Source organism: Bacteroidota bacterium (assembly GCA_018698135.1).
Taxonomy (GTDB): domain Bacteria; phylum Bacteroidota; class Bacteroidia; order CAILMK01; family JAAYUY01; genus JABINZ01.
In genome coordinates, this window is the sequence record JABINZ010000195.1 from 14,938 (window position 1) to 36,012 (window position 21,075).

At 34.9% G+C, this 21,075-nt stretch carries 16 protein-coding genes and 1 tRNA gene; 14 read left to right on the forward strand and 3 right to left on the reverse strand.

The window, feature by feature from the left end:
- Nucleotides 1–5: 5 nt before the first annotated feature.
- The 6 genes from HOG71_12810 to gldN all read left to right on the forward strand — a co-directional run bounded on the left by HOG71_12810 (nt 6) and on the right by gldN (nt 6,813).
- Nucleotides 6–749 carry a uroporphyrinogen-III synthase gene (locus tag HOG71_12810; protein MBT5991725.1) on the forward strand — a complete coding sequence of 248 codons (744 nt, stop codon included), beginning with the start codon at nt 6–8 and terminating at the stop codon, nt 747–749.
- 105 nt (nt 750–854) lie between these two features.
- Nucleotides 855–1,841, forward strand: coding sequence for a type IX secretion system membrane protein PorP/SprF (locus HOG71_12815; GenBank protein ID MBT5991726.1), 987 nt, complete (start codon nt 855–857; stop codon nt 1,839–1,841).
- 149 nt (nt 1,842–1,990) lie between these two features.
- Nucleotides 1,991–3,304 (forward strand): SUMF1/EgtB/PvdO family nonheme iron enzyme, encoded by a 1,314-nt coding sequence (locus HOG71_12820; GenBank protein ID MBT5991727.1) that lies wholly within the window; start codon nt 1,991–1,993, stop codon nt 3,302–3,304.
- A 39-nt stretch (nt 3,305–3,343) separates the two neighbouring features.
- Nucleotides 3,344–4,324 (forward strand): gliding motility protein GldL, encoded by a 981-nt coding sequence (gldL, locus tag HOG71_12825; GenBank protein MBT5991728.1) that lies wholly within the window; start codon nt 3,344–3,346, stop codon nt 4,322–4,324.
- 46 nt (nt 4,325–4,370) lie between these two features.
- Nucleotides 4,371–5,960 carry a gliding motility protein GldM gene (gene gldM / locus HOG71_12830; GenBank protein ID MBT5991729.1) on the forward strand — a complete coding sequence of 530 codons (1,590 nt, stop codon included), beginning with the start codon at nt 4,371–4,373 and terminating at the stop codon, nt 5,958–5,960.
- 7 nt (nt 5,961–5,967) lie between these two features.
- Entirely contained in the window at nt 5,968–6,813 is an 846-nt protein-coding gene (gene gldN, locus HOG71_12835; protein MBT5991730.1) for a gliding motility protein GldN, read from the forward strand.
- 108 nt (nt 6,814–6,921) lie between these two features.
- Here gldN and HOG71_12840 read toward each other — a convergent pair whose 3' ends face one another.
- From HOG71_12840 to HOG71_12850, 3 genes are all read right to left on the reverse strand, one after another.
- Nucleotides 6,922–8,187 carry an adenylosuccinate synthase gene (locus HOG71_12840; protein ID MBT5991731.1) on the reverse strand — a complete coding sequence of 422 codons (1,266 nt, stop codon included), beginning with the start codon at nt 8,185–8,187 and terminating at the stop codon, nt 6,922–6,924.
- A 43-nt stretch (nt 8,188–8,230) separates the two neighbouring features.
- Nucleotides 8,231–8,677, reverse strand: coding sequence for a transcriptional repressor (locus HOG71_12845; GenBank protein MBT5991732.1), 447 nt, complete (start codon nt 8,675–8,677; stop codon nt 8,231–8,233).
- Nucleotides 8,678–8,749: 72 nt separating this feature from the next.
- On the reverse strand, nt 8,750–10,945 hold the full coding sequence (locus HOG71_12850) for a bifunctional (p)ppGpp synthetase/guanosine-3',5'-bis(diphosphate) 3'-pyrophosphohydrolase (GenBank protein MBT5991733.1): 2,196 nt from the start codon (nt 10,943–10,945) through the stop codon (nt 8,750–8,752).
- A gap of 405 nt (nt 10,946–11,350) precedes the next feature.
- Between HOG71_12850 and secDF the strand changes: the two genes are divergently transcribed.
- From secDF to HOG71_12890, 8 genes are all read left to right on the forward strand, one after another.
- On the forward strand, nt 11,351–14,476 hold the full coding sequence (gene secDF, locus HOG71_12855; protein ID MBT5991734.1) for a protein translocase subunit SecDF: 3,126 nt from the start codon (nt 11,351–11,353) through the stop codon (nt 14,474–14,476).
- Nucleotides 14,473–15,108: a peptidylprolyl isomerase gene (locus HOG71_12860; GenBank protein ID MBT5991735.1), complete on the forward strand. Its 636-nt coding sequence runs from the start codon at nt 14,473–14,475 to the stop codon at nt 15,106–15,108. The genes secDF and HOG71_12860 overlap by 4 nt, the downstream gene beginning before the upstream one ends.
- 13 nt (nt 15,109–15,121) lie before the next feature.
- A tRNA-Val gene (locus tag HOG71_12865) sits at nt 15,122–15,199 on the forward strand.
- Nucleotides 15,200–15,521: 322 nt separating this feature from the next.
- Entirely contained in the window at nt 15,522–16,163 is a 642-nt protein-coding gene (locus HOG71_12870) for a class I SAM-dependent methyltransferase (GenBank protein MBT5991736.1), read from the forward strand.
- Nucleotides 16,145–16,873, forward strand: coding sequence for a pseudouridylate synthase (locus HOG71_12875; protein MBT5991737.1), 729 nt, complete (start codon nt 16,145–16,147; stop codon nt 16,871–16,873). The genes HOG71_12870 and HOG71_12875 overlap by 19 nt, the downstream gene beginning before the upstream one ends.
- A 106-nt stretch (nt 16,874–16,979) precedes the next feature.
- Nucleotides 16,980–17,636 (forward strand): DUF3365 domain-containing protein, encoded by a 657-nt coding sequence (locus HOG71_12880; GenBank protein ID MBT5991738.1) that lies wholly within the window; start codon nt 16,980–16,982, stop codon nt 17,634–17,636.
- Between the two features lie 48 nt (nt 17,637–17,684).
- A complete protein-coding gene (locus HOG71_12885) occupies nt 17,685–17,945 on the forward strand; it encodes an EthD family reductase (GenBank protein MBT5991739.1) in 261 nt (86 codons plus the stop codon).
- 620 nt (nt 17,946–18,565) lie between these two features.
- Nucleotides 18,566–20,470 (forward strand): potassium transporter TrkA, encoded by a 1,905-nt coding sequence (locus tag HOG71_12890; GenBank protein MBT5991740.1) that lies wholly within the window; start codon nt 18,566–18,568, stop codon nt 20,468–20,470.
- The last annotated feature ends 605 nt before the right edge of the window (nt 20,471–21,075 follow it).

Here is a 21,075-nt window from a genome sequence, read left to right on the forward strand (position 1 = left end):
TACAATTGAGAATAAAGAATATTTTAATATCACAGCCCGAGCCTCAAGATAAGAAATCACCCTTCATCGATTTGGCTGACAAGTACAATGTAAAAATTACGTATAAGAAGTTCATTCGTGTGGATCAGATTCCCGCCATGGAATTTCTCAAAGAAAGAATTCGCATTCTTGATCATACGGCCATTATCATGACCAGCAGAACAGCAATCGAAAATTTCTTTAGGATTTGCAAGGAAACTCGAGTGGAAGTTCCTGCCAACATGAAATTTTTCTGTATCAGTGAAGCTTTTGCATTGTATCTCCAAAAATTCACTACTTACCGGAAAAGGAAAATATTCTTTCCCAAAACAAAGGACAAAAGCATCAAAGACATCATCTTAAAACACAAAGATGAAAGATTCTTTTTTCCATGCTCAAACATCAGTAATAGTGACATCCCTTATTTCATGGATTCACAAAAAATCCCCTATACTACAGGAATCCTATACAAAACAGTTTCTGAAGATTTGACGGATATTGCTATTGATTCTTTTGATATTATTTCTTTTTTCAGCCCTGCAGGTATCACTTCTTTGCATGAAAATTTTCCAAATTTCAAGCAAGGTGATATTAAATTTGCCTCCTTTGGTGAAAACACAGCCAAAGCGGTTACTGAGTCTGGATTAAGATTAGATATTGAAGCACCAACACCCCAAGCTCCATCTATGAAAATGGCTCTTGAGCAATTTATCAAAAATTTCAATAAATAATTGAAAATTAATACGTCAGAGTCTCCCACCTATTTACATTTTTTCATATATTGCATTCTTTTTACTACTAGTAGTAGAGGGTTTTCAACGTTTAATGCAATTAATATGAGGGTAAACAAATTACACTTCTCAGGATTAATGATGTTTTTCTTACTGTTTTTAAGCTCTTATCAGCTTAAAGCTCAGCAAGATCCACTGTATACCAATTTCATGTTTAACAAATTGGTTTACAATCCAGCTTTTGCTGGCACAAATCCTGAGTTTATTTGTGCAACGTTTCTGCTCCATAACCAGTGGAGTGGCTTTGGGAGCGATGCAGACGAATATGTAGGCGCAGCTCCAACCACCAATACATTTAGCCTACATGCACCCATCCCAAACAGCAATACTTTTGGTGGCGTAGGTATGTATGTATTAAACGATGTTGAAGGCTATAACCTAACAACAACGGCAAATATCGCCTTTTCATTAAAGCGCTATTTTAGTTTTGGAGCCGTTTATTTAGGCATTAATGCTGGAATAATCCAAAAAGGGATTAACAATACTTTCTGGAGAGCACCAGATCCTAACGATCCAACAATTCCTTCTGGACAACAAAGTGCCATTCGACCTGATTTGGGTGCCGGCCTTTATGTATTTTCTCAAAATAAATTTTTTGCAGGAATTTCATCACAACACCTTATTCCCGGTACATTTAACTGGGGAGGCCCACAATATGAAATTGTTCGCCAATCATATTTAACCGCTGGATATTCATTTGTCCTGCCATCAAATCCTTTTATTGAATTCCAACCTTCCGTTCTATATAAAATCGATAAAGCAAGAAAACAATTTGACATTAACATGAATGTGATGTATAAAGATCGGTTTTGGGGAGGATTACAATATCGACAAGGAGATGCTGTTTCGGCACTTTTGGGGCTGAAATTGACATCTAATTTAAAATTTGGATACGCTTACGACTTAACAGTGACAGAGTTAAATAAATATAGCCAAGGTACGCATGAAGTGCTCATAAGTTATTGTTTCAAAATTGTGATTAAACCACGTGTAATTATCCCGAATATTATCTGGACGCCCAGATACTTATAACAATAAAATTGTGGATAAGTCGTTATTTAAAAACAATAAAAAAAAGAAACAATAAACACCTGAAATAATAACTTTGAATTAATTGCGTTAATATTTTGGTTTAAATAATTTTTAATTTTAATTTTGCTCATTGATTAATTATCAACATCATGAGAGTTTATAAAAACATCAGACTTCTAACTTTCGGAACTATCTGCTTAGGTCTATTCCTACAGAGCTGTGGCCTTAACAATACCAAAGGTCAACTCGTAGGGGTAAAAGGCAGAATGATCTGGAATCACCCTCAGCCATTCGGTACTGTCAACATTCCAACTGGAACTTATCACATGGGCCAAAGTGATCAGGACATTATCTACGCGCTGACATCACGTCCCATGCAGGTTACCGTGCAATCCTTCTTTATGGATGACACGGAAATAACCAATAATGAGTATCGCCAGTTTGTACACTGGGTACGAGACTCAATGGCCAGAAAAATGCTTGGGGATGAATATGTACTTGAAAATGACAATGGTGATGAGTACATTAATTGGAAAACCAAGCTCAGATACAGCGATCCTGAGGTAAAAGAGAATATTACCGAAATGTTCTACCAGGGAGATGATATTTTCGAAGGCGATATTTACGAATTTGATATTCGTGGATTCAAATACGATTATCATTGGATGGATCTGCATGAAGCTTCTAAAAGAATCTATTATGAAGATACACGAAAAGGAAATGCACCTAGCAGAAGTACTTTCCGCAGAGATGAGATGGTTCCGGTTTATCCTGACACTTTATGTTGGATTCGTGACTTTACCTATTCATTCAACGATCCTTTAACACAGCTTTATTTCTACCATCCAGGATATGATGACTATCCTGTAGTTGGTGTAAGCTGGAAACAAGCAAAAGCATTTGCTCATTGGAGAACCAAATATCTGAATGATTATTACAAATCAATAGGCATGCCCAAAGTCAATGAATTCAGACTACCAACAGAAGCAGAATGGGAATATGCAGCTCGTGGTGGCAGAGACTTTAACCCATATCCATGGGGAGGACCTTATTTAAGAAACAGTAAAGGTTGTTTCTTGGCTAACTTCAAACCTCTGCGTGGAAATTATAGTGAAGATGGTGGCTACTACCCCGTAAAAGTTACTTCTTACTTCCCAAATGATTATGGCTTGTATTGTATGGCTGGTAATGTATCGGAATGGACTGATAATGCGTATAATGAAGGAATAAATGCAGTTATCGATGATATGAACCCATTCTACTATTACGATGCTTCTGAGGATGATAATGGAAGTATGAAAAGGAAATCCATTCGTGGCGGCTCTTACAAAGATGTAGGATATTGGTTACAAAACGGAACTCGTACTTTCGAATATCAGGATACAGCAAAAGCATATGTAGGTTTCCGTTGTGTAATGACTTATATGGGTCGTTCCATCAAGGACAAAAACTCGAATTATTAATTAATCAATAAATATCTAACTAAATCAAATTAATTAAACATGGCAAAGGCGAAAAAAGCAAAGAAGGAAAAATCAGGCAATTTTTTTGAAAGTAAAGCTTTCAAATCTTTCATGGCCAAATTATACGGATGGGGAGCTTCCATTGTTATCCTCGGTGCACTCTTTAAAATTATGCACTGGAAAGGAGCTGGAATTATGCTTACCCTTGGTCTGTCAACAGAGGCATTAATTTTCTTTATATCTGCATTTGATACACAAAAAGAATTTGACTGGGCTAAAGTATATCCAGAATTAGCTGTTGAAGATGTTGAAGGAGAAGAAAGAGTCAAGAAAAGTGTTTCAGCAGAAATTGACAAAATGTTGGAAGATGCAAAAATCGAATCACACATGGTGAATCGTTTAGGTGAAGGAATGAATAAATTTTCAAACACACTGGATGGTCTTAAAGAGGTAAGCAATGCAAATCTTGCAACATCTGCTTATACAGAAAAAGTAAATGCAGCATCTGAGAATTTAGCAAAAGCCAATGAATCTTACGGTAAAGCTGCCGAAGCTATGTCTACTTTATCTGAAGCTTCAGGTTCTGGTAAGGAGTATTTCGATCAACTCCAAACAGCTTCAACAAATCTTTCTTCATTGAATGTAATGTATGAGAAAGAAATTGAAGAAACTAATAAGCACATTAAAGGTTTAGGTGAATTTAATGAAAACTTCACCACTGCAATGTCTCAATTAGGAAGTGCTACACAAAATACACAAGGATATTTTGATGAAATAAGCAAAGCAACACAGCATTTAACATCATTGAATTCAATGTATGAAGTTGAATTAAATGAGCAGTCTAAACATAAAGAAGCTCTTAACCAATATCAGGAGAAATTAGGTGACGTTTTAGGTAACCTTTCTGATGCAGGAGCATTGTCAGTTCAGTTGAATGAAGGATTTTCTAAACTAAATGAGAATCTATCATCGTTGAATAATATTTATGGCAATATGCTCAGCGCAATGTCCATGAAATAGTGGAAATTGATTATTTCTTTATGTTAACTTTTAAATTTATAAAAGAATGTCTGTAGGAAAAACAAACCCGATGCGCCAGATGATGATCAATATGATGTATCTGGTGTTGACGGCTCTACTTGCACTGAATGTATCTGCTGAGATTCTCAAAGCTTTCCAGACTGTGAATGATGGTATGACCAAATCAATTGAATTGATTGATCAGAAAAAAGGTCAAACCATGGAACAGTTTGCAAATCTCATGAGTAAATCCGCAACCGCTGCTTCAGCAGAAGATTTCAATAGAAGAGCAAACAATGTAAATAAAATATGTGACGATCTTTATGATCATGTTGAAAATTTAAGAAAACGCGTTATTTGGGAAAGTGGTGGACAGGATCCGGAAGAGGATACTGAAATTACCACTGATAGTCTCATGAGGGACATGAAAAATCTTGAAGTAGCTCCACGCCTTTTCATCAACCTTGGATTAGGAGATCTCTTGGAAGAAAAGATTGGAGAGTCTCGCGATGATCTGCTTGTTCAAATTAAAGACGTCAAAGAAATTGATTACAATAACTTTTTACCAAACGTTACTTTAAAAGTAGATGAGCCAAAAAAGGCAAATACTACTTGGGCAGAAGAAAGCTTCCACATGGTTCCTGCCATTGCTGCTGTTACATTACTAACTAAAATACAGCAGGATATCAGAACAACTCAAGCAAACATTATTGATGCTTTGCTTAATTCAATTGGAAGAGATGACTATAAATTTGACAAGCTCATTCCTGTAGTAAATGTAACAACCGGAAAAAGTGCTGTTGCTGTTGGTGAACAATATACTGCTGAAATTTTATTAGCAGCATATGATTCAAAACAACAACCACAAATTTTTATTGGTGGTAAAGAATATGAAGTAATTGATGGTAAAGCAACTTTCGAAGGAGCTACCAATCAGCAAATGTCTTTCGATCAGGAAGGTGAAATAGTTGTTGCTAAAAAAGGTACTGATGAAGTTACAAGATATCCGTTTCGTTTAGCATATGATGTGTTTAACGCACCCGCTATTATTTCTGCAACCAAAATGAACGTACTTTATATTGGACTAGAAAATCCGATGGAGATTTCCGTACCTGGTTATCGCCCACAAGATATCAGAGCCAATATTGCTGGCGGTTCATTAACTTCAGGAAAGCCTGGCCAGTACATGGCTAAGGTAAATGATAGTAAGGGTAAAATCCGTGAAGCAAAAATCAGTGTTTCTGTAAAGCAACCTGATGGATCTTATAAGGGAGTAGGTGCACCCTCTGTATTTCGTATAAAAAGAGTACCAAACCCAACCCCTTATTTTGGATCAAAAGCTGGTGGCGAAATCAGTGCAGGTGAAATTCGTATTGTCAATTTCATTTCTGTTCGATTAGAAAACTTCCCATTTGACCTGAAGTATAAAGTTACTAAGTTCAAATTTGTATATCAACCAAAGAAAGGACAAGCCATTTTCTATCCTGGAAATGGACCAAACATTACTAGTGCTATGAAAAGTGCTATGGGAAGTCCTCAGAGAGGAGATATTATTATCATCTCTAATATTTACGCAACTGCTCCAGGTGTGCCTAATAAGCAATTACCAGGTGCTATTGTATTAACTGTAAAATAAAGGACCTATGAATAAAGTCAGGATTTTTTGGCTCATCGTTCTCGTATCAGTTTTATCTGGTGTTTTTACTGCCAGTGCACAAACTGAATATGGAGATTTTACTTACGAGAAAAAAGCCATAAAAGAACGTAAAATAGTACCCTATCCTCCTCTTAGAGAGGCTGATGTGATGTACGCTATGAGAATTCACCGGGTAATTGATACCCGTGAAAAGATCAATGTCATTATGAAATGGCCAAGAAATCCACTTTATAGAATTATTTATGAATCTGCTACAACTGGTTACGGAAGTGCTCCAGTTACAGCTTATACAAATGATTCTTTGATCCGCTTTTATACAGCCGAAGAAGTGCTTACCCGCGGTGGAGAAGAAGAAGTAATTGAGGTGTGTCCAGATCCGGATTATCCAGATTATTGCTACGACTCTACAGTTATCAATCCTTTCCGACCTTCTGATATAACAAGGTATAAAGTAATGGAAGACTGGGTTTTCGACAAACAACGTTCTATGTTTTTTGTGCGAATTATTGCCATTGCTCCTTTATTTAACCTCATGGTAGCTGGTCAGGATTTAGGTGAGCAAGAATTGTTCTGGACAAAGTGGGATGACTTTAAGAAAGTGATTGTAAGTCAGGAAATTTTCAATAGGCAAAATGATGCCATGCGTTTGAACTATCTCGATTTCTTTGAAATGAGAATGTTTACCAGTTATGTGGTGAAAGAATCAAATGCATTTGACAATGCTATTGCTGAATTTGAAGAATTCAAAACAAACCCATTTGATGCTTTACTTGAAGCAGAGAAGATTAAGAATAAATTATTTGAATGGGAACACGATTTATGGTCATGGTAAAAACCATATGATACAAAAAAAGGGAGCATTTAGCTCCCTTTTTTTTTGTACTTGCTCCAATTGAGCTTTACTGTTCTTTCAACCTGAGTTCAGGGAAAAAACAATAGTTTATGATTTCATAATCGTTTCAGATCTTTCGGGTCCAACAGAAATCATCCATAGTTTCTGCCCCAATTCACCTTCGATAAAATCTACGTAGTCGTTAAATTCTGTAGGAAATTCGCTATACTCCTTCAATTTGGAAATATCCTTCGACCAGCTTTTTAATTTCTTGTACTGTGGTTTTAAACCATCGATATAATACTGCTCTGTATAATTTCTTTGTTCATTATTATCGTCCATAAAAGCGGTGCAAACCTCAATATCATCCAAATGTGTTAACACATCCGATTTTGTCATAATAAGCTTGTTTACTCCATTGAGCATAATTGCATATTTCAATGCCACCAAATCCAGCCATCCACAACGCCTTTCCCTACCCGTAGTAGAACCATATTCGTGTCCTTTTTCAGTTAGCAATTCACCAATTTCATTTTGCTGTTCAGTCATAAAAGGGCCTTCACCAACGCGGGTTGTATAGGCTTTAAAAACACCATAAATATGTCTGATTTTATTGGGTGAAATACCCAAACCTGTGCAAGCTGAAGAAGAAATAGTGCTCGAAGAGGTAACATACGGAAAAGTACCATAATTAATATCAAGCAAAGTGCCTTGCGCACCTTCAGCTAAAATATTTGCATTTTCATCATAGCGTTTGCTCAAATACTCTTCTGCATCAATTAAATCGAACTCACGCATAAAATCAATGGCTTCCATCCATAATTTTTCTTCTGCATCAATTTTCGACTTGCGTTCCTCATCAATAAAAGCACAGTGTTTTACTTTAAGCCTTTCATATTGATCGACAAAGCTTGACTTTAAAATGTCACCAACTCGAATTCCTACTCGTGCTATTTTATCCTGATAAGTTGGCCCAATTCCTTTTAAAGTAGACCCAATTTTCTTATCACCTTTTACCTCTTCATAAAAAGCATCCAAAAAGCGATGAGTTGGTAAAATCAGATGCGCATTCCTAGAAATTAAAATACGTCCTCGGGTAGGAATATTTTCCTTTTCAAGTGTTTCGATTTCTTTTTTAAAAGTGATTGGATCGATAACCATTCCGCTTCCCAATACATTAACCGTTTCGTGACGAATTACGCCAGAGGGTAGTGTGTGAAAAACAAACTTTTTATCATGAATTACTAAGGTGTGTCCGGCATTAGGGCCACCCTGAAAACGTGCTACCACATCGTAATCAGGACTTAAAATATCAATAATTTTCCCCTTACCTTCATCACCCCATTGAAGGCCAACAAGAACATCAACAGGCATAATATGCTTTAATTAAGTAAATAAAAGAAGAGACAAAGGTAAATTATTTCTCCTTTGGTTTGCCATAAAGTGTAAAGGAATAATGTGTGATTTCGTAATCATACTCATTCCCAATAGTTTTCACTATTTCTTGTAATCGCTCGTCACGAAACTCAATTACACTTTTGTTTTCAATATTTATTAAATGATCATGCTGCTTGGAACCATAGGCTTTCTCATAGGAACCGGCTTTGGTTCCAAAACTATGCTTTACAATCAACCCACAATCCAACAAAAGATCAATTGTGTTATAAATGGTTGCACGACTGATATGATAATTCTTATTCTTGAGCGTTAAATACAATGTTTCCACTTCAAAATGCTCATCTATAGAATAGATTTCATATAAAATATCGTAACGACCTTGTGTTTTACGGTAGTCTTGTGCTTTAAGATAGTTTGTGAAAATGCCTTTTACCTCATCAAATAGGTCTTTCCTGGGTTTTTTCATAATCATTACTTCTAATTTCGTTCAAAGTTAATAAAATATTGAATACGGACTTATTCTTTAATTGTATTATTTCTAATCAATTGTTTCGTCAACATGGAAACGTGATACATGATCGATACCATCTACTTCCCTGATTTTATCAATCAGTTGATCCAAATGCTCAGTGTCATATATATTTACGACAATTGATCCAGCAAAAGCACCATCTTTTGAAGCTGCATTAATCGATTTCATATTTATTTCAAACTGCTTCGAAATAACATCTGTTAGCACACTTAAAAGACCAATGTTATCATATCCATGGAATTTAATACCAACCGGAAAATATTCAACTTCTTTAAATTCTTTTTTTGCCCATTCAGCACTGATGATTCGATATCCATAATTCGACATCAGTTTAATTCCTGTCGGGCAATTCGTTCGATGAATAATAATTCCCTCACCGATTGTTACAAATCCAAAAACATCATCTCCTGGAATAGGATTACAACAACCAGCCATGGCATATTCATCTCCATTAATAGCACCCAGTTCAATTACATTTGGATTTCCTTTTTTTTCCTCTTCTTTAGCAGTCTCTTTTTCTGATTGATCACCCAGCTTCAATATTTTAATAGCGTTATTCAAATCAGTAATATTAATATTTGAATTTCCGATCTGAATATAGAGTTCGAAATCGGAGCTTTTATTAAAATAGTCGATGAGCAAAGGCAGGGCATTCTGCTGATTGTAATCAGTCAGAAAATCCAGTTTTTTACTTAATAATTGCTGCCCTTTATCGGCCACACTCTTCCTCTCTTCTTTAAGAGCGTGCTTTATTTTTGATTTTGCTTTTGCCGTTATAACATAATCAATCCATTCTGTTTGAGGCTTTTGTTTTTTAGCTGTGATAATTTCAACCTGATCTCCATTTCTCAACCGATGACTTAACGGAACAAGTTTGTTGTTTACTTTAGCGCCTATACTTTTCACACCAATATCAGTATGAATGTCAAAAGCCAAATCAAGTGCTGTAGATTTAGATGGAAGAATCCGCATATCTCCTTTTGGCGTAAAAACATACAGCTCGTGCGTAAAAAGATTCATTTTAAACTCATCAAAAAACTCAATAGCAGAGCCGTCTTGAGACCTCAATAGCTCACCCACTTGTTTTATCCAGTCGTCCAATGTTGTGTCGGCTTGTTCATTAGTATCCTTATACTTCCAATGAGCAGCGTATCCCTTTTCCGCAATATCATCCATTCGTTGGGTACGAATCTGCACTTCAACCCATCGGCCATTTGGCCCCATTACAGTTGTATGCAACGACTCATATCCATTCACTTTAGGTGTAGAAAGCCAATCTCTTAATCGTTCTCTATTCGGTTTGTAGAAATCAGTAACTGTTGAGTACACTCGCCAACAATCAGCCTTTTCATCCACTGCATTTTCCAGAATTATCCGAATAGCAAATAAATCATAGATTTGATTGTAGTCGATATTACGGGATTTCATTTTTTTATAAATGGAATAAACCGATTTAAATCGGGCTTTGGTTTCATAATGAAAGCCCTGCTTCTGCATCGACTCATGAATGGGTCGCATAAATGTTTTCAAATAAGTATTCAGGCGTGTTTGCTGAAGCTTTATTTTCGCACTTAAGGTTTGGTAAATTTGTGGTTCGGTATATTTAATACTTAAATCTTCCAATTCGCTTTTGATCGTAAAAAGACCCAGGCGATGCGACAGCGGTGCAAAAAGCTCCAGCGTTTCAGAAGCAATTTTCAGTTGATTTTTTTTAGAGACGGCATCCAATGTGCGCATGTTGTGAAGCCTGTCAGCAATTTTTACTAAAATTACTCGAATATCTTCCGACATGGTCAGCAAAATTTTTCGGAAATTTTCTGCTTGCATTGACCTCGTATGACCAATTACTCCACTAATTTTGGTTAAACCATCAATTATTTTGGTAACCTTTTTACCAAATATTCCTTCTATTTCTTCCAGACTTACATCAGTGTCTTCCACCACATCATGAAGAAGACTGCACACAATAGATGTGGTACTTAATCCCATTTCCTTAACCACAATTATAGCAACCGACAAAGGGTGGAAAATATAAAGCTCACCGGATTTCCTTCGAACACCCGCATGTGCATTTAAGGCAAAATTGAAAGCTTTTCTGATAATTTTTTTCTCCTCAACGCTAACATAACTGTTGCACGCATTTAATAAAGTGCGATACATATTAGCCAATTGACGGTTTTCTTTCTCTGAATTTATAACCATTAATAGGAGCTTATTGAGGAATTATTGCCAGTTTTGTCATGCCACAAATTTATGAATTATAGTAGATTAAAGCACATGTTTAATCAACACTTGGCGCCATCGTTTTGATAACTAAAAAAAATATTTAGGAATAAAATATAATCTCAAAAAAGTAGCTGCAATTCTTTAAATCTAAACAGACTAATAAATCTCTCAAAACCTCTTTTTCCATATAAAAATCAAATCAGTGTAAGTGGTTGTTAATTAATAATCTTGGTGTAAATTTGCGACTCTATTAAAAGTGACTTTTTTAATTAGTTAGATAAATTTAACAAAGTATATAGACCATATGAATTTAACCAAATGATAGTTTCAGTTTAATTATCTATTATTTTCATTTGACTTTAATCATCAAAACGTACAAACATGAAAAACAAAGGCACGATCAAGTTTTTTGCTATTGCCTTAGCATTAGTTTCAATCTTCCACCTCTCATTTACGTTAAAGACATATCTTGTTGAAAACAAGGCTAAGAAATATGCAAGCGAAGAGGTTCATTGGGAAAAAATCAGACCTGAATTTGAATCAGTTGATATTGAAAAGAAATATGTCGATTCTTTAGAAAATAGTCTGGAGAAGCATTATATCGATTCCATCTCCCACAAAGATGTCTATAACATCCTACTAAGAAAATACACTTATTCAGAGTGTAAAGAAAGAGAGATCAATTTGGGTCTTGACCTTCAGGGTGGTATGCATGTAATGCTGGAAGTAGCACTTGAAGATTTGGTTATTGAATTGTCAGGTGATAATCAGGAGAAAACATTCAAAAAAGCAATTGAGTTAGCAAAAAAGAACCAATCATCAAGTCAGAAGGATTTCATTACCCTTTTTGATGAAGCTGTTCAGGAAATTGATCCAGGGGCTGATCTTTCTGTGTTTTTTGCGACCATTGATAATAAGGATGAAATTAAATTGGGTGCACCTCATGATAAAGTAATCAGCTTTTTAAGAAGAAAAGCTACTGGAGCACTCGAAAGTACACACGAAGTACTGAAAAAGAGAATTGACAAATTTGGTGTGACACAACCAAATATTCAATTACTGGAAGGAACCGAAAGGATACTAATTGAATTACCAGGTATCGATGATCCTGAAAGAATCAGGAAATATTTACAAGGTGCTGCCAAATTAGAATTTTGGGAAACATATGATAATGGTGAAGCTGGCCCATATATTTTAGAAGCTAACAAAGTCCTCAGCGAATTGCTTAGTTTAGAGGATGATGGATCGCCAACTGATACCACAAAAGCTGACGTAAAAAAAGAAGAGGATGTTGCTCATTTTACGAAAAAATCCAGTGCATCAGTCAATGATACTAATGGAGTTAGCATTTCTGATACCAGTAGCATATCAGCTTCGGTAAACGACACCAATACTGCTATTGATGATACATCTGATTTAGCAAATTTAAGCCAGGATGAAATTGACAAGAAGTTTCCATTAAACAAATATTTAGCTCCATCCGTACGAAGAACAGATCAAGGAGCTTATTATACTGACGGACCTGTTGTTGGAACAGCTATGTTTTACGACACTGTCAAAATTAATAAGTATTTGAACATGCCGGAAGTCAGACAAGTTTTGCCTCCTGATATGTTTTTTGCATGGACAGCCAATCCAATTCCAACAGAAGATAAATTAGAAATTTACCAACTGATTGCCTTAAAAATTACCACTCTGGACAACAAAGCACGTTTGGATGGAACTTATGTGACAAATGCCCGTGTTGATGTATCTCCTTTAGGTGAACGTGAAGTAACCCTAAACATGAATAATGAAGGAGCAAAAATCTGGGAAAGAATGACAGAAGACAATATTGATAAAAGTATTGCCATTGTTCTTGACGGATTAGTGTATTCCTTCCCAAATGTTAGTGGTAAAATTTCAGGAGGAAGGTCTTCCATTACTGGAGGTTTTACAAGCAATGAAGCACAAGATTTAGCCAATATTCTGAATTCAGGTAAACTGGATGTAGGTGTTAATATTATTGAAGAAGCCATCGTAGGTCCTTCATTGGGTAAAGAATCCATTAGATCAGGTTTAGCTTCTATTTTGATAGGCTTGTTGCTTGTGTTGATTTTTATGGTTTTATATTACAACCGAAGTGGTTGGATTGCTAACCTAGCACTTTTTGCCAACTTGTTCTTTATCCTTGGTGTACTAGCTTCTTTAGGAGCCGCCCTCACACTTCCCGGTATTGCTGGAATTGTGTTAACTATTGGTATGTCGGTTGATGCCAACGTACTGATATTTGAAAGGATTCGAGAAGAGATTGCCAGTGGAAAAGGAATTCGAATGGCGATTAAAGAAGGTTATTTGAAAGCCTATTCATCCATTATAGATGCGAACGTTACTACTTTACTGGTAGGTATTATTCTTTACACTTTCGGTTCAGGTCCTATTCACGGTTTTGCCATTATATTGATAATTGGTATTCTTTCATCACTGTTTAGTGCTATCCTGATTACACGGATAATTTTTGACACACAGTTGAACAAAGAAAAGGTACTAAAGTTTTCAAATTCAATTACTGAAAACGTTTTGAAGAAGGTTAATATTGACTTTTTAGGTAAACGTAAGATAGCTTATATCATTTCAGGTATCATCATTATCGCAGGTATCGCATCCATGTCATCACAAGGATTAAAATATGGTGTTGACTTTAAAGGAGGTTTTTCCTATGTAATAAAGTTCAAAGAGGATGTGAAACCGCTTGAAATTACCGGATTGTTAACAGCACCTTTTCAGGATAATAAGCCTGAAGTAAAAGTATTCGGACCCAAGAATCAGGTAAAACTAACCACCTCATTTTTGATTAATAATACGGCTCCTAATGTGTCTGACTCCATTGAAACGATTATCAGAACAACAATGGAAAAAGCCTTTCCAGATAATCCAATGGAGATTTTAAGTACACAAAAAGTAGGACCAACCATTGCTGATGATATTAAAATCTCTGGTTTATGGTCTATTATCTTTTCCATGGTCGTTATTTTCTTATACATATTTATTCGATTCAGGAAATGGCAATATGCTGTTGCAGCAACCTTAACACCTTTGCACGATGTGTTGGTTATCTTGGCTGTATTTTCTATTTTCCAGGATATTCTCCCATTTTCCTTAGAAATTGATCAGGCATTTATTGCTGCCTTGTTAACCATTATTGGTTATTCGATTAACGATACCGTGGTTGTTTTTGACCGTATACGTGAAAAATTGAGCCTCATTAAAAACAGGCCATATTTTGCAACAGTTAACATGGCCTTGAATGAAACTTTAAGTAGAACATTGATCACATCGCTGACTACCTTATTTGTTGTATTTATTCTATTTGTATTTGGTGGTGAGGTCATACGTGGTTTCTCATTCTCATTACTCCTTGGTATTATTGTTGGTACTTATTCATCGATATTCGTTTCCACACCAATTCTGGTTGAATTTTCGAAGAAAGATGAAAAGAAAATCAGGGATAAAAATAAAGAATCATGAAAAGACAGTTTGCATTAGCATTATTAGTTTTTATAACCTTTGCTATACAAATAAACGTTTCTAAGGCACAAACAGCAAAACACTTTGAGCTTGTTCAAATTAGTACTGATTTTGGAGATATCGTTATTTGGTTATATGATCAAACACCTATACACAAGGCAAATTTTCTAAAATTAGCTAAAGAAGGATTTTACAATGGAACTACTTTCCACCGTATCATTAATAATTTCATGGTACAGGGAGGCGATCCGAACTCAAAAGGGAGTGATCCGAGCAAAATAGGTGGTGGAGGCCCTGGCTACACCCTGAAAGCCGAGATAATGCCAAGTCTGACACATACTTATGGAACAGTTGCTGCGGCTCGTATGGGCGACCAAATGAACCCCGAGAGACGTTCCAGTGGTTCTCAGTTTTATATTGTTGACAACAAACAAGGTACACCCCATTTAAATGGTGCTTATACCGTTTTTGGAAAAGTAATTTCAGGAATGAATGCGGTTGAAACGATTTCGGTACAACCAAAAGGCCAGCGTGATATGCCAACCAAGAATATTGTCATGAAAGAAGTAAAGGTTTTAAGTTTAACAAAAGCTGATCTCAAAACAAAATATAATTTCGTAGTTCCACAATAAGGAGCTACAGTTTGGGACATTAGCTCAGTTGGTTTAGAGCGCTTGCTTGACAGGCAAGAGGTCGGCAGTTCGAATCTGCCATGCCCCACCAACAAACAAAGGGTTTTCAAGGAATTGAAAATCCTTTTTCTTTTGATAGCGTAAACAAAGGAACAACATTCTCTTTGGCATTTGCAAACCATTTACAAACATTTATGGATATACTCAATAAATGAATTTCTGAACAAACCTCTTGACATTTTAATATTCAAGGACGAAAAAAACAAAGAGAAGAATATTCAAATAATTTTCTGATACAGCCATGCTATGAGGCTGTTCTGTAACAAAGAAAAGCAATTATTCCGATTTAAAAATGTACCTTGTCTTGGCAGAATAGATTTCATTAAGAAGAGAAGATAAAACCCAATACTAAAATGATATGTACACTTTGCAGTTCGCCTCTTACAAATAAAAAGGATGAGTATTATTATGATTGTGACAATTGTAAAGCAATTGTAAAAGATGAAATATATTACATAACAGCTGACAAAGAAAAAGCAAGATATGAAACCCACAACAATGACGTAAACAATATTGGTTATCAAAACTTTACAATGCCAATTACCAATTATGTAAAAGAGAAATTTTTACCAGAGCATAAAGGATTAGATTTTGGAAGCGGTACTGGCCCCGTTATTTCTAGTATGCTAATGAAGAAAGGTTATGACATTGTTCAATACGATCCATTCTTTACTCCTAATCAAAACTTATTGAATAATATGTATGATTATATTGTTTGTTGTGAGGTAGTTGAACATTTTCATAAGCCTAAAATAGAAATTGATAGCCTTACATCCTTATTAAACGCTAATGGGGTGTTGCTAATCATGACAATGCTATATAATGACCAGATTGATTTCAAAGGCTGGAATTATCGAAACGACTCAACACATGTTTTTATATATAGAAAAGAAACGATCGAATATATTGCGAATGAAATGAAACTTGAAATAGATATTTTAACAGACAGATTCATAGTGTTAAGAAAAACTACACCATCAAATATCTGCCCTTGAAACTAGAAATCTTATATCAAGACGATTACCTGGTCGCGATCAACAAACCGAATGGCTTACTGGTTCACCGTACAAAAATGGCCTCTGATGCTACTGAGTTTGCACTACAAAAATTACGTGATCAATTGGACAAACAAGTTTACCCTTGTCACCGCCTTGATCGTAAAACAAGTGGTCTGTTATTATTTGCCTTGAATGAAAGCACCAACAGCCTTATGCAACTACAATTTTCAGAAGGCAAAATAAACAAAAGGTATTTGGCCATCGTTCGAGGCTTTGCCCCAACTGAGGGACTGATAGATTACCCACTAAAAAAAGATAATGGCAAACCACAAGATGCCATTACAAAATATAAAACAGTGGATCGTGCCGAAATGAAAATTCCTTTTGCAGGGCATACAACATCTCGTTATTCGCTGCTGGAAGTAGAGCCCTTAAGTGGACGGATGCATCAAATCAGAAAACATTTGGCTCATATTTTTCACCCCATCATAGGCGACAGGCCACATGGCTGCAATAAACAGAATAAACTATTCAAAGAAAAGTGGAATATGATGAGCATGATGCTGCATGCAAGCTCGATAACATTTTCTCATCCTATTACTAATGAGAAAATTAATATTATTGCTCAACCATCAGAAGAATTTTTAAGGACATCTCAATTTCTTGGATTTAAAATCAGTTTCGAAAATGAATTATGTATTTCTTAGGAAAACAACTTATGAATTAAACAATAATATTTAAATGTTGGGAATTGACCTAAAAAATTGAAGAAAAGGTGTATTTTTAAAATGAAAATAATAATAATTATCAAAAATGAAAAAAGTAATATTGAATAGTGTGTTTTTAAGTTTGCTGATTCTAATGAGTTGTAACAACTCAAAAGAAGTTGAAGAAACAAAAGATAGCCTTGTAAAATCAGATCAAGAAAAAGTGAAAGATTATTCTGGCACCATAAAAGATTTAATGCCCATAGAGCAAGGCCAAAATTTTGTTATGCAAACACAAAATGAATTGGCTAAGAATCTAATGAATGAAATCAATACAAAAGGAACAGAACATGCTTTGACTTTTTGTTCTGCTAAAGCATATCCCTTAACCGACAGTATGGCGCAGTCATTAGATATACAAATTAAAAGAGTTTCAGATAGAACCAGAAATCCAAACAATAAGGCAAACAAACATGAGGCGGCCTACATAACCAAATCAAAAAGGCTCCTTGCAAAAGGAGAAATAATAAAACCGGAAATGACTGAAACAAATAAGAAAATGGTGGGATATTATCCAATACTGACAAATAAAATGTGTATGCAATGTCATGGAAATCAGGATACAGAAGTTTTATCAGAAACCCTTGTACAAATTAAAAAATTGTATCCAAATGACAAAGCCATAGATTATAAAACTAATGAATTGAGAGGAATATGGGTAGTAGAAATGAATAATAAAAATACACTACACAATAGTATATAATTGCTAGCGTAAGCCTAAACAATAATCTATACCGAATAGTTATTAAGAATGGAATATTATTGTAACAAACATGTACTAATGGTTTGGGAATTATTAGGCGATAATGTAAAGGCTGCAACTGTTGAGAAAGGTGTATTTGATGAAACCCCTGATTCACCACCAACATTAATTGCAATGGGAAATCTATATTTTAAATCAATCGAGGAATTTGAAAGTTCCTTTGGCACAAATGCTGATAAAATAATGGCAGATTTGCCGAATTTTACAAATATTGAGCCTACTATTCAAATCAGTGAAGTGGTCATTTAAATTGTGAAGAAGAATTAGCTTATAAATAAAGCATGTATAAAAGCAATGCATTTATACACTCGTTATGAGCAATGAAATTAACAGAAGAAAAATTTGGGGTAAAATCATATTTACTTCATTGGTCTCTTTTTCCCTCCCTTTGAAATGAAGGCAGATAATACCCCTATTACAATAAAGAAACCATCACGAAATAAATGTATAATTTCAACTTGTAAACTTAAAACCTCTTTATCATACTGTTTTATCGGCAGCTTACTCTGTTTATGTTTTCGGTTTACTGTCTGAATTATTATATGTTGAAAGAATGGATTCATAACGAGCTGAAATCTAAAATATCTACGTATTTTTTTTACTAGTGTAAATTAATAAGATAGAAAATTGAGCAATACATAATTTGACAGCATGCATATTAACTGAATAATTCTATCAAGATGATACAGCTAAGTTACTATTATTAAACACATTTTGATATTAAAATAAGTAAAAAGGGTGATTTTGCTAAGAAGACTGCCTTCCATTCAGTGCCTATTAAAGTCAATTAAAGTGATATCATACAGAAATAGTTAACAAATACAAAAAAACAACTACCTTTATAGACGATGGATCATTATAAGTAAATATTGATATATGTCCTCGGTTTTGTCTGGGTATTATTTGCATCCGATTACTTTGCAAAATTCTTTCAAAAAATTCGTTTACCACTAATTACCGGTTTTTTGGTTACAGGAATTATCAGTGGACCACATGTATTGAACCTGATTGAGGAAGATGCAATTAATAAGCTCGGTTTTATTAATGATATCGCACTTGCATTCATTGCATTTGCAGCGGGTGCTGAGTTATATTTAAAGGAATTACGAAGCCGATTTAAAAGCATAGTTTGGAATACAATTGGGCAGCTTTTTGTCACTTTTTTTGCCGCCTCCACAGCTATTTACTTCCTGGCTGAATTCATTCCGTTTATGCAAAATATGACAACAGGATACAAAATTGCGGTTGCTATATTAGGTGCCACTATTTTTATCGCACGATCTCCATCATCCGCTATTGCTGTTATAAGTGAAATGCGTGCTAAAGGTCCGTTTACCCAAACAGCAATGGGAGTAACAGTGGTAATAGATGTATTAGTTATTGTACTATTTACAATATGTTTTTCCATAGCCGTTCAAATAGTATCCGGAGTTGATTTTAACCTAAGTTCAATTGTAATTTTATTATTAGAACTACTGCTTGCTTTGTGTTTAGGATATGTACTTGGCAAATTAATTTCAGGAATCCTTTCTTTATCTTTAAGCCTTATCCTAAGAACCGTAATTATTCTGGTTACAGGATACGGAACATTCATTTTTACGCATTTAATAAGAGATATTAGTCCCACCTACTTACAATTTGAATTACACATTGAACCTTTGCTTATATGTATTGTTGCAAGCTTTTTAGTAACTAATTACAGTAAGTACCGACATGAATTTCAGAAAATTTTACATGATTCAGGCCCCATGATCTATGTAGCTTTTTTTACGCTTGTTGGAGCCATGTTGTCACTTGATATCTTAGCGAAGGTTTGGATAATTGCTTTAGTGTTATTTGCTGTAAGGTTAATTACCTTAATAATAGGTGCTTACATCGGTGGAATCATGGCAGGTGATCCTCCAATTTATAAACGCATTGGCTGGATGCCCTATGTAACACAGGCAGGAATTGGGCTGGGTCTTGCTACAGAAATTGCTGGTGAATTTAATGGTTGGGGAGCCGAATTTGCTACAATAATTATGGCAGTAATTGTATTGAACCAGTTTGTTGGCCCCCCTCTATTTAAATGGGTAATTTCTTATATTGGCGAAGCCCATATAAGGGCTGAAACACCCGTATTTGATGGTGAACGAGATGTAATAATATTTGGACTGGATGACCAATCTCTTGCACTGGCAAGACAACTCAAAAGTCATAATTGGGGGGTTAAAATAGCCTCATTAAGAAAAAGTGATGATGTTAATAATATTTCAGATGTTTATGTTGAGTTTATTAATGAATTAAATCTGAATGCAATAAAAACACTGGAAACCGATAAAGCAGAAGCGATAGTGTTGATGCTTTCTGATGAAGAAAATTTTAAAATTTGCGAACTAGTGTATGAGAATATTGGAACAAAAGAAATAGTTGTGAAGTTAAATGACAGATCATTCTTTAATCAATTTCATGAAATGGGAGCTTTAATTGTTGAACCTGCAACAGCAATGGTTGGTTTACTAGATCATTTTGTACGTGCACCTCTTGCGACTTCTATGATTCTGGGGATGGATGAGAAACATGATACTGAAGATATTGAAATACTTGATAAAGACTATCATGGTATTTCATTACGCGATTTAAAATTGCCGGTTGATGTTCTAATACTTTCAGTAAACCATAACGGACATATCGTAGTAACCCATGGTTATACCCGACTTAGATTAGGTGATATTATCACAGTTGTTGGATCACCTGAAAGCATTGAAGAATTGAGGTTGAAATTTGAGGTTTAGAGTCTTTTCTTATAATGTCAGTGTTGCCTTAAATAGACATAACATTCCAATTATCTGATTTAAACATCAAGATTCGATTTCACTCAATATGTCTCATACTTGTTGTGTCTTTCGAAATAAATCTGTTTTTCAACAGGCAAGGTACAAATCAGAAGACTTTTTTAAACTGAATAGCAAATGGAAATAGGTCACTGGTTCTCAGCCCCAAAAACAAAAGCTATCCTATAAATTGAGATTGCTTTTATTATTTTCTTTATACGTCTTTTATTAATTCTAATATCAGGAAGTTTTATCAGGCTGTATGTATACTCTTTTTAGGCATATCCCTCGCAAATCATATCCACACATCACATATTAAGTATTTGCAAATATGACTACTCAAGCTCTTTATTGTCCATATTGATGATATGTAAATAATTAATCATTTATTTAAAATCCAAAAAATAATAAATTGAAGATTATAATTGCACTATTTGCAATAAGTCTCTCAATACAAGACCGTTGCATGGTAAATGTGGATAAACACGAGCAAAAAACGAATCCAAGAACCTGTTAATCAGCGCGATAGATTGTATATTTGTAGTATGAAATTACAAAAAGCCCTA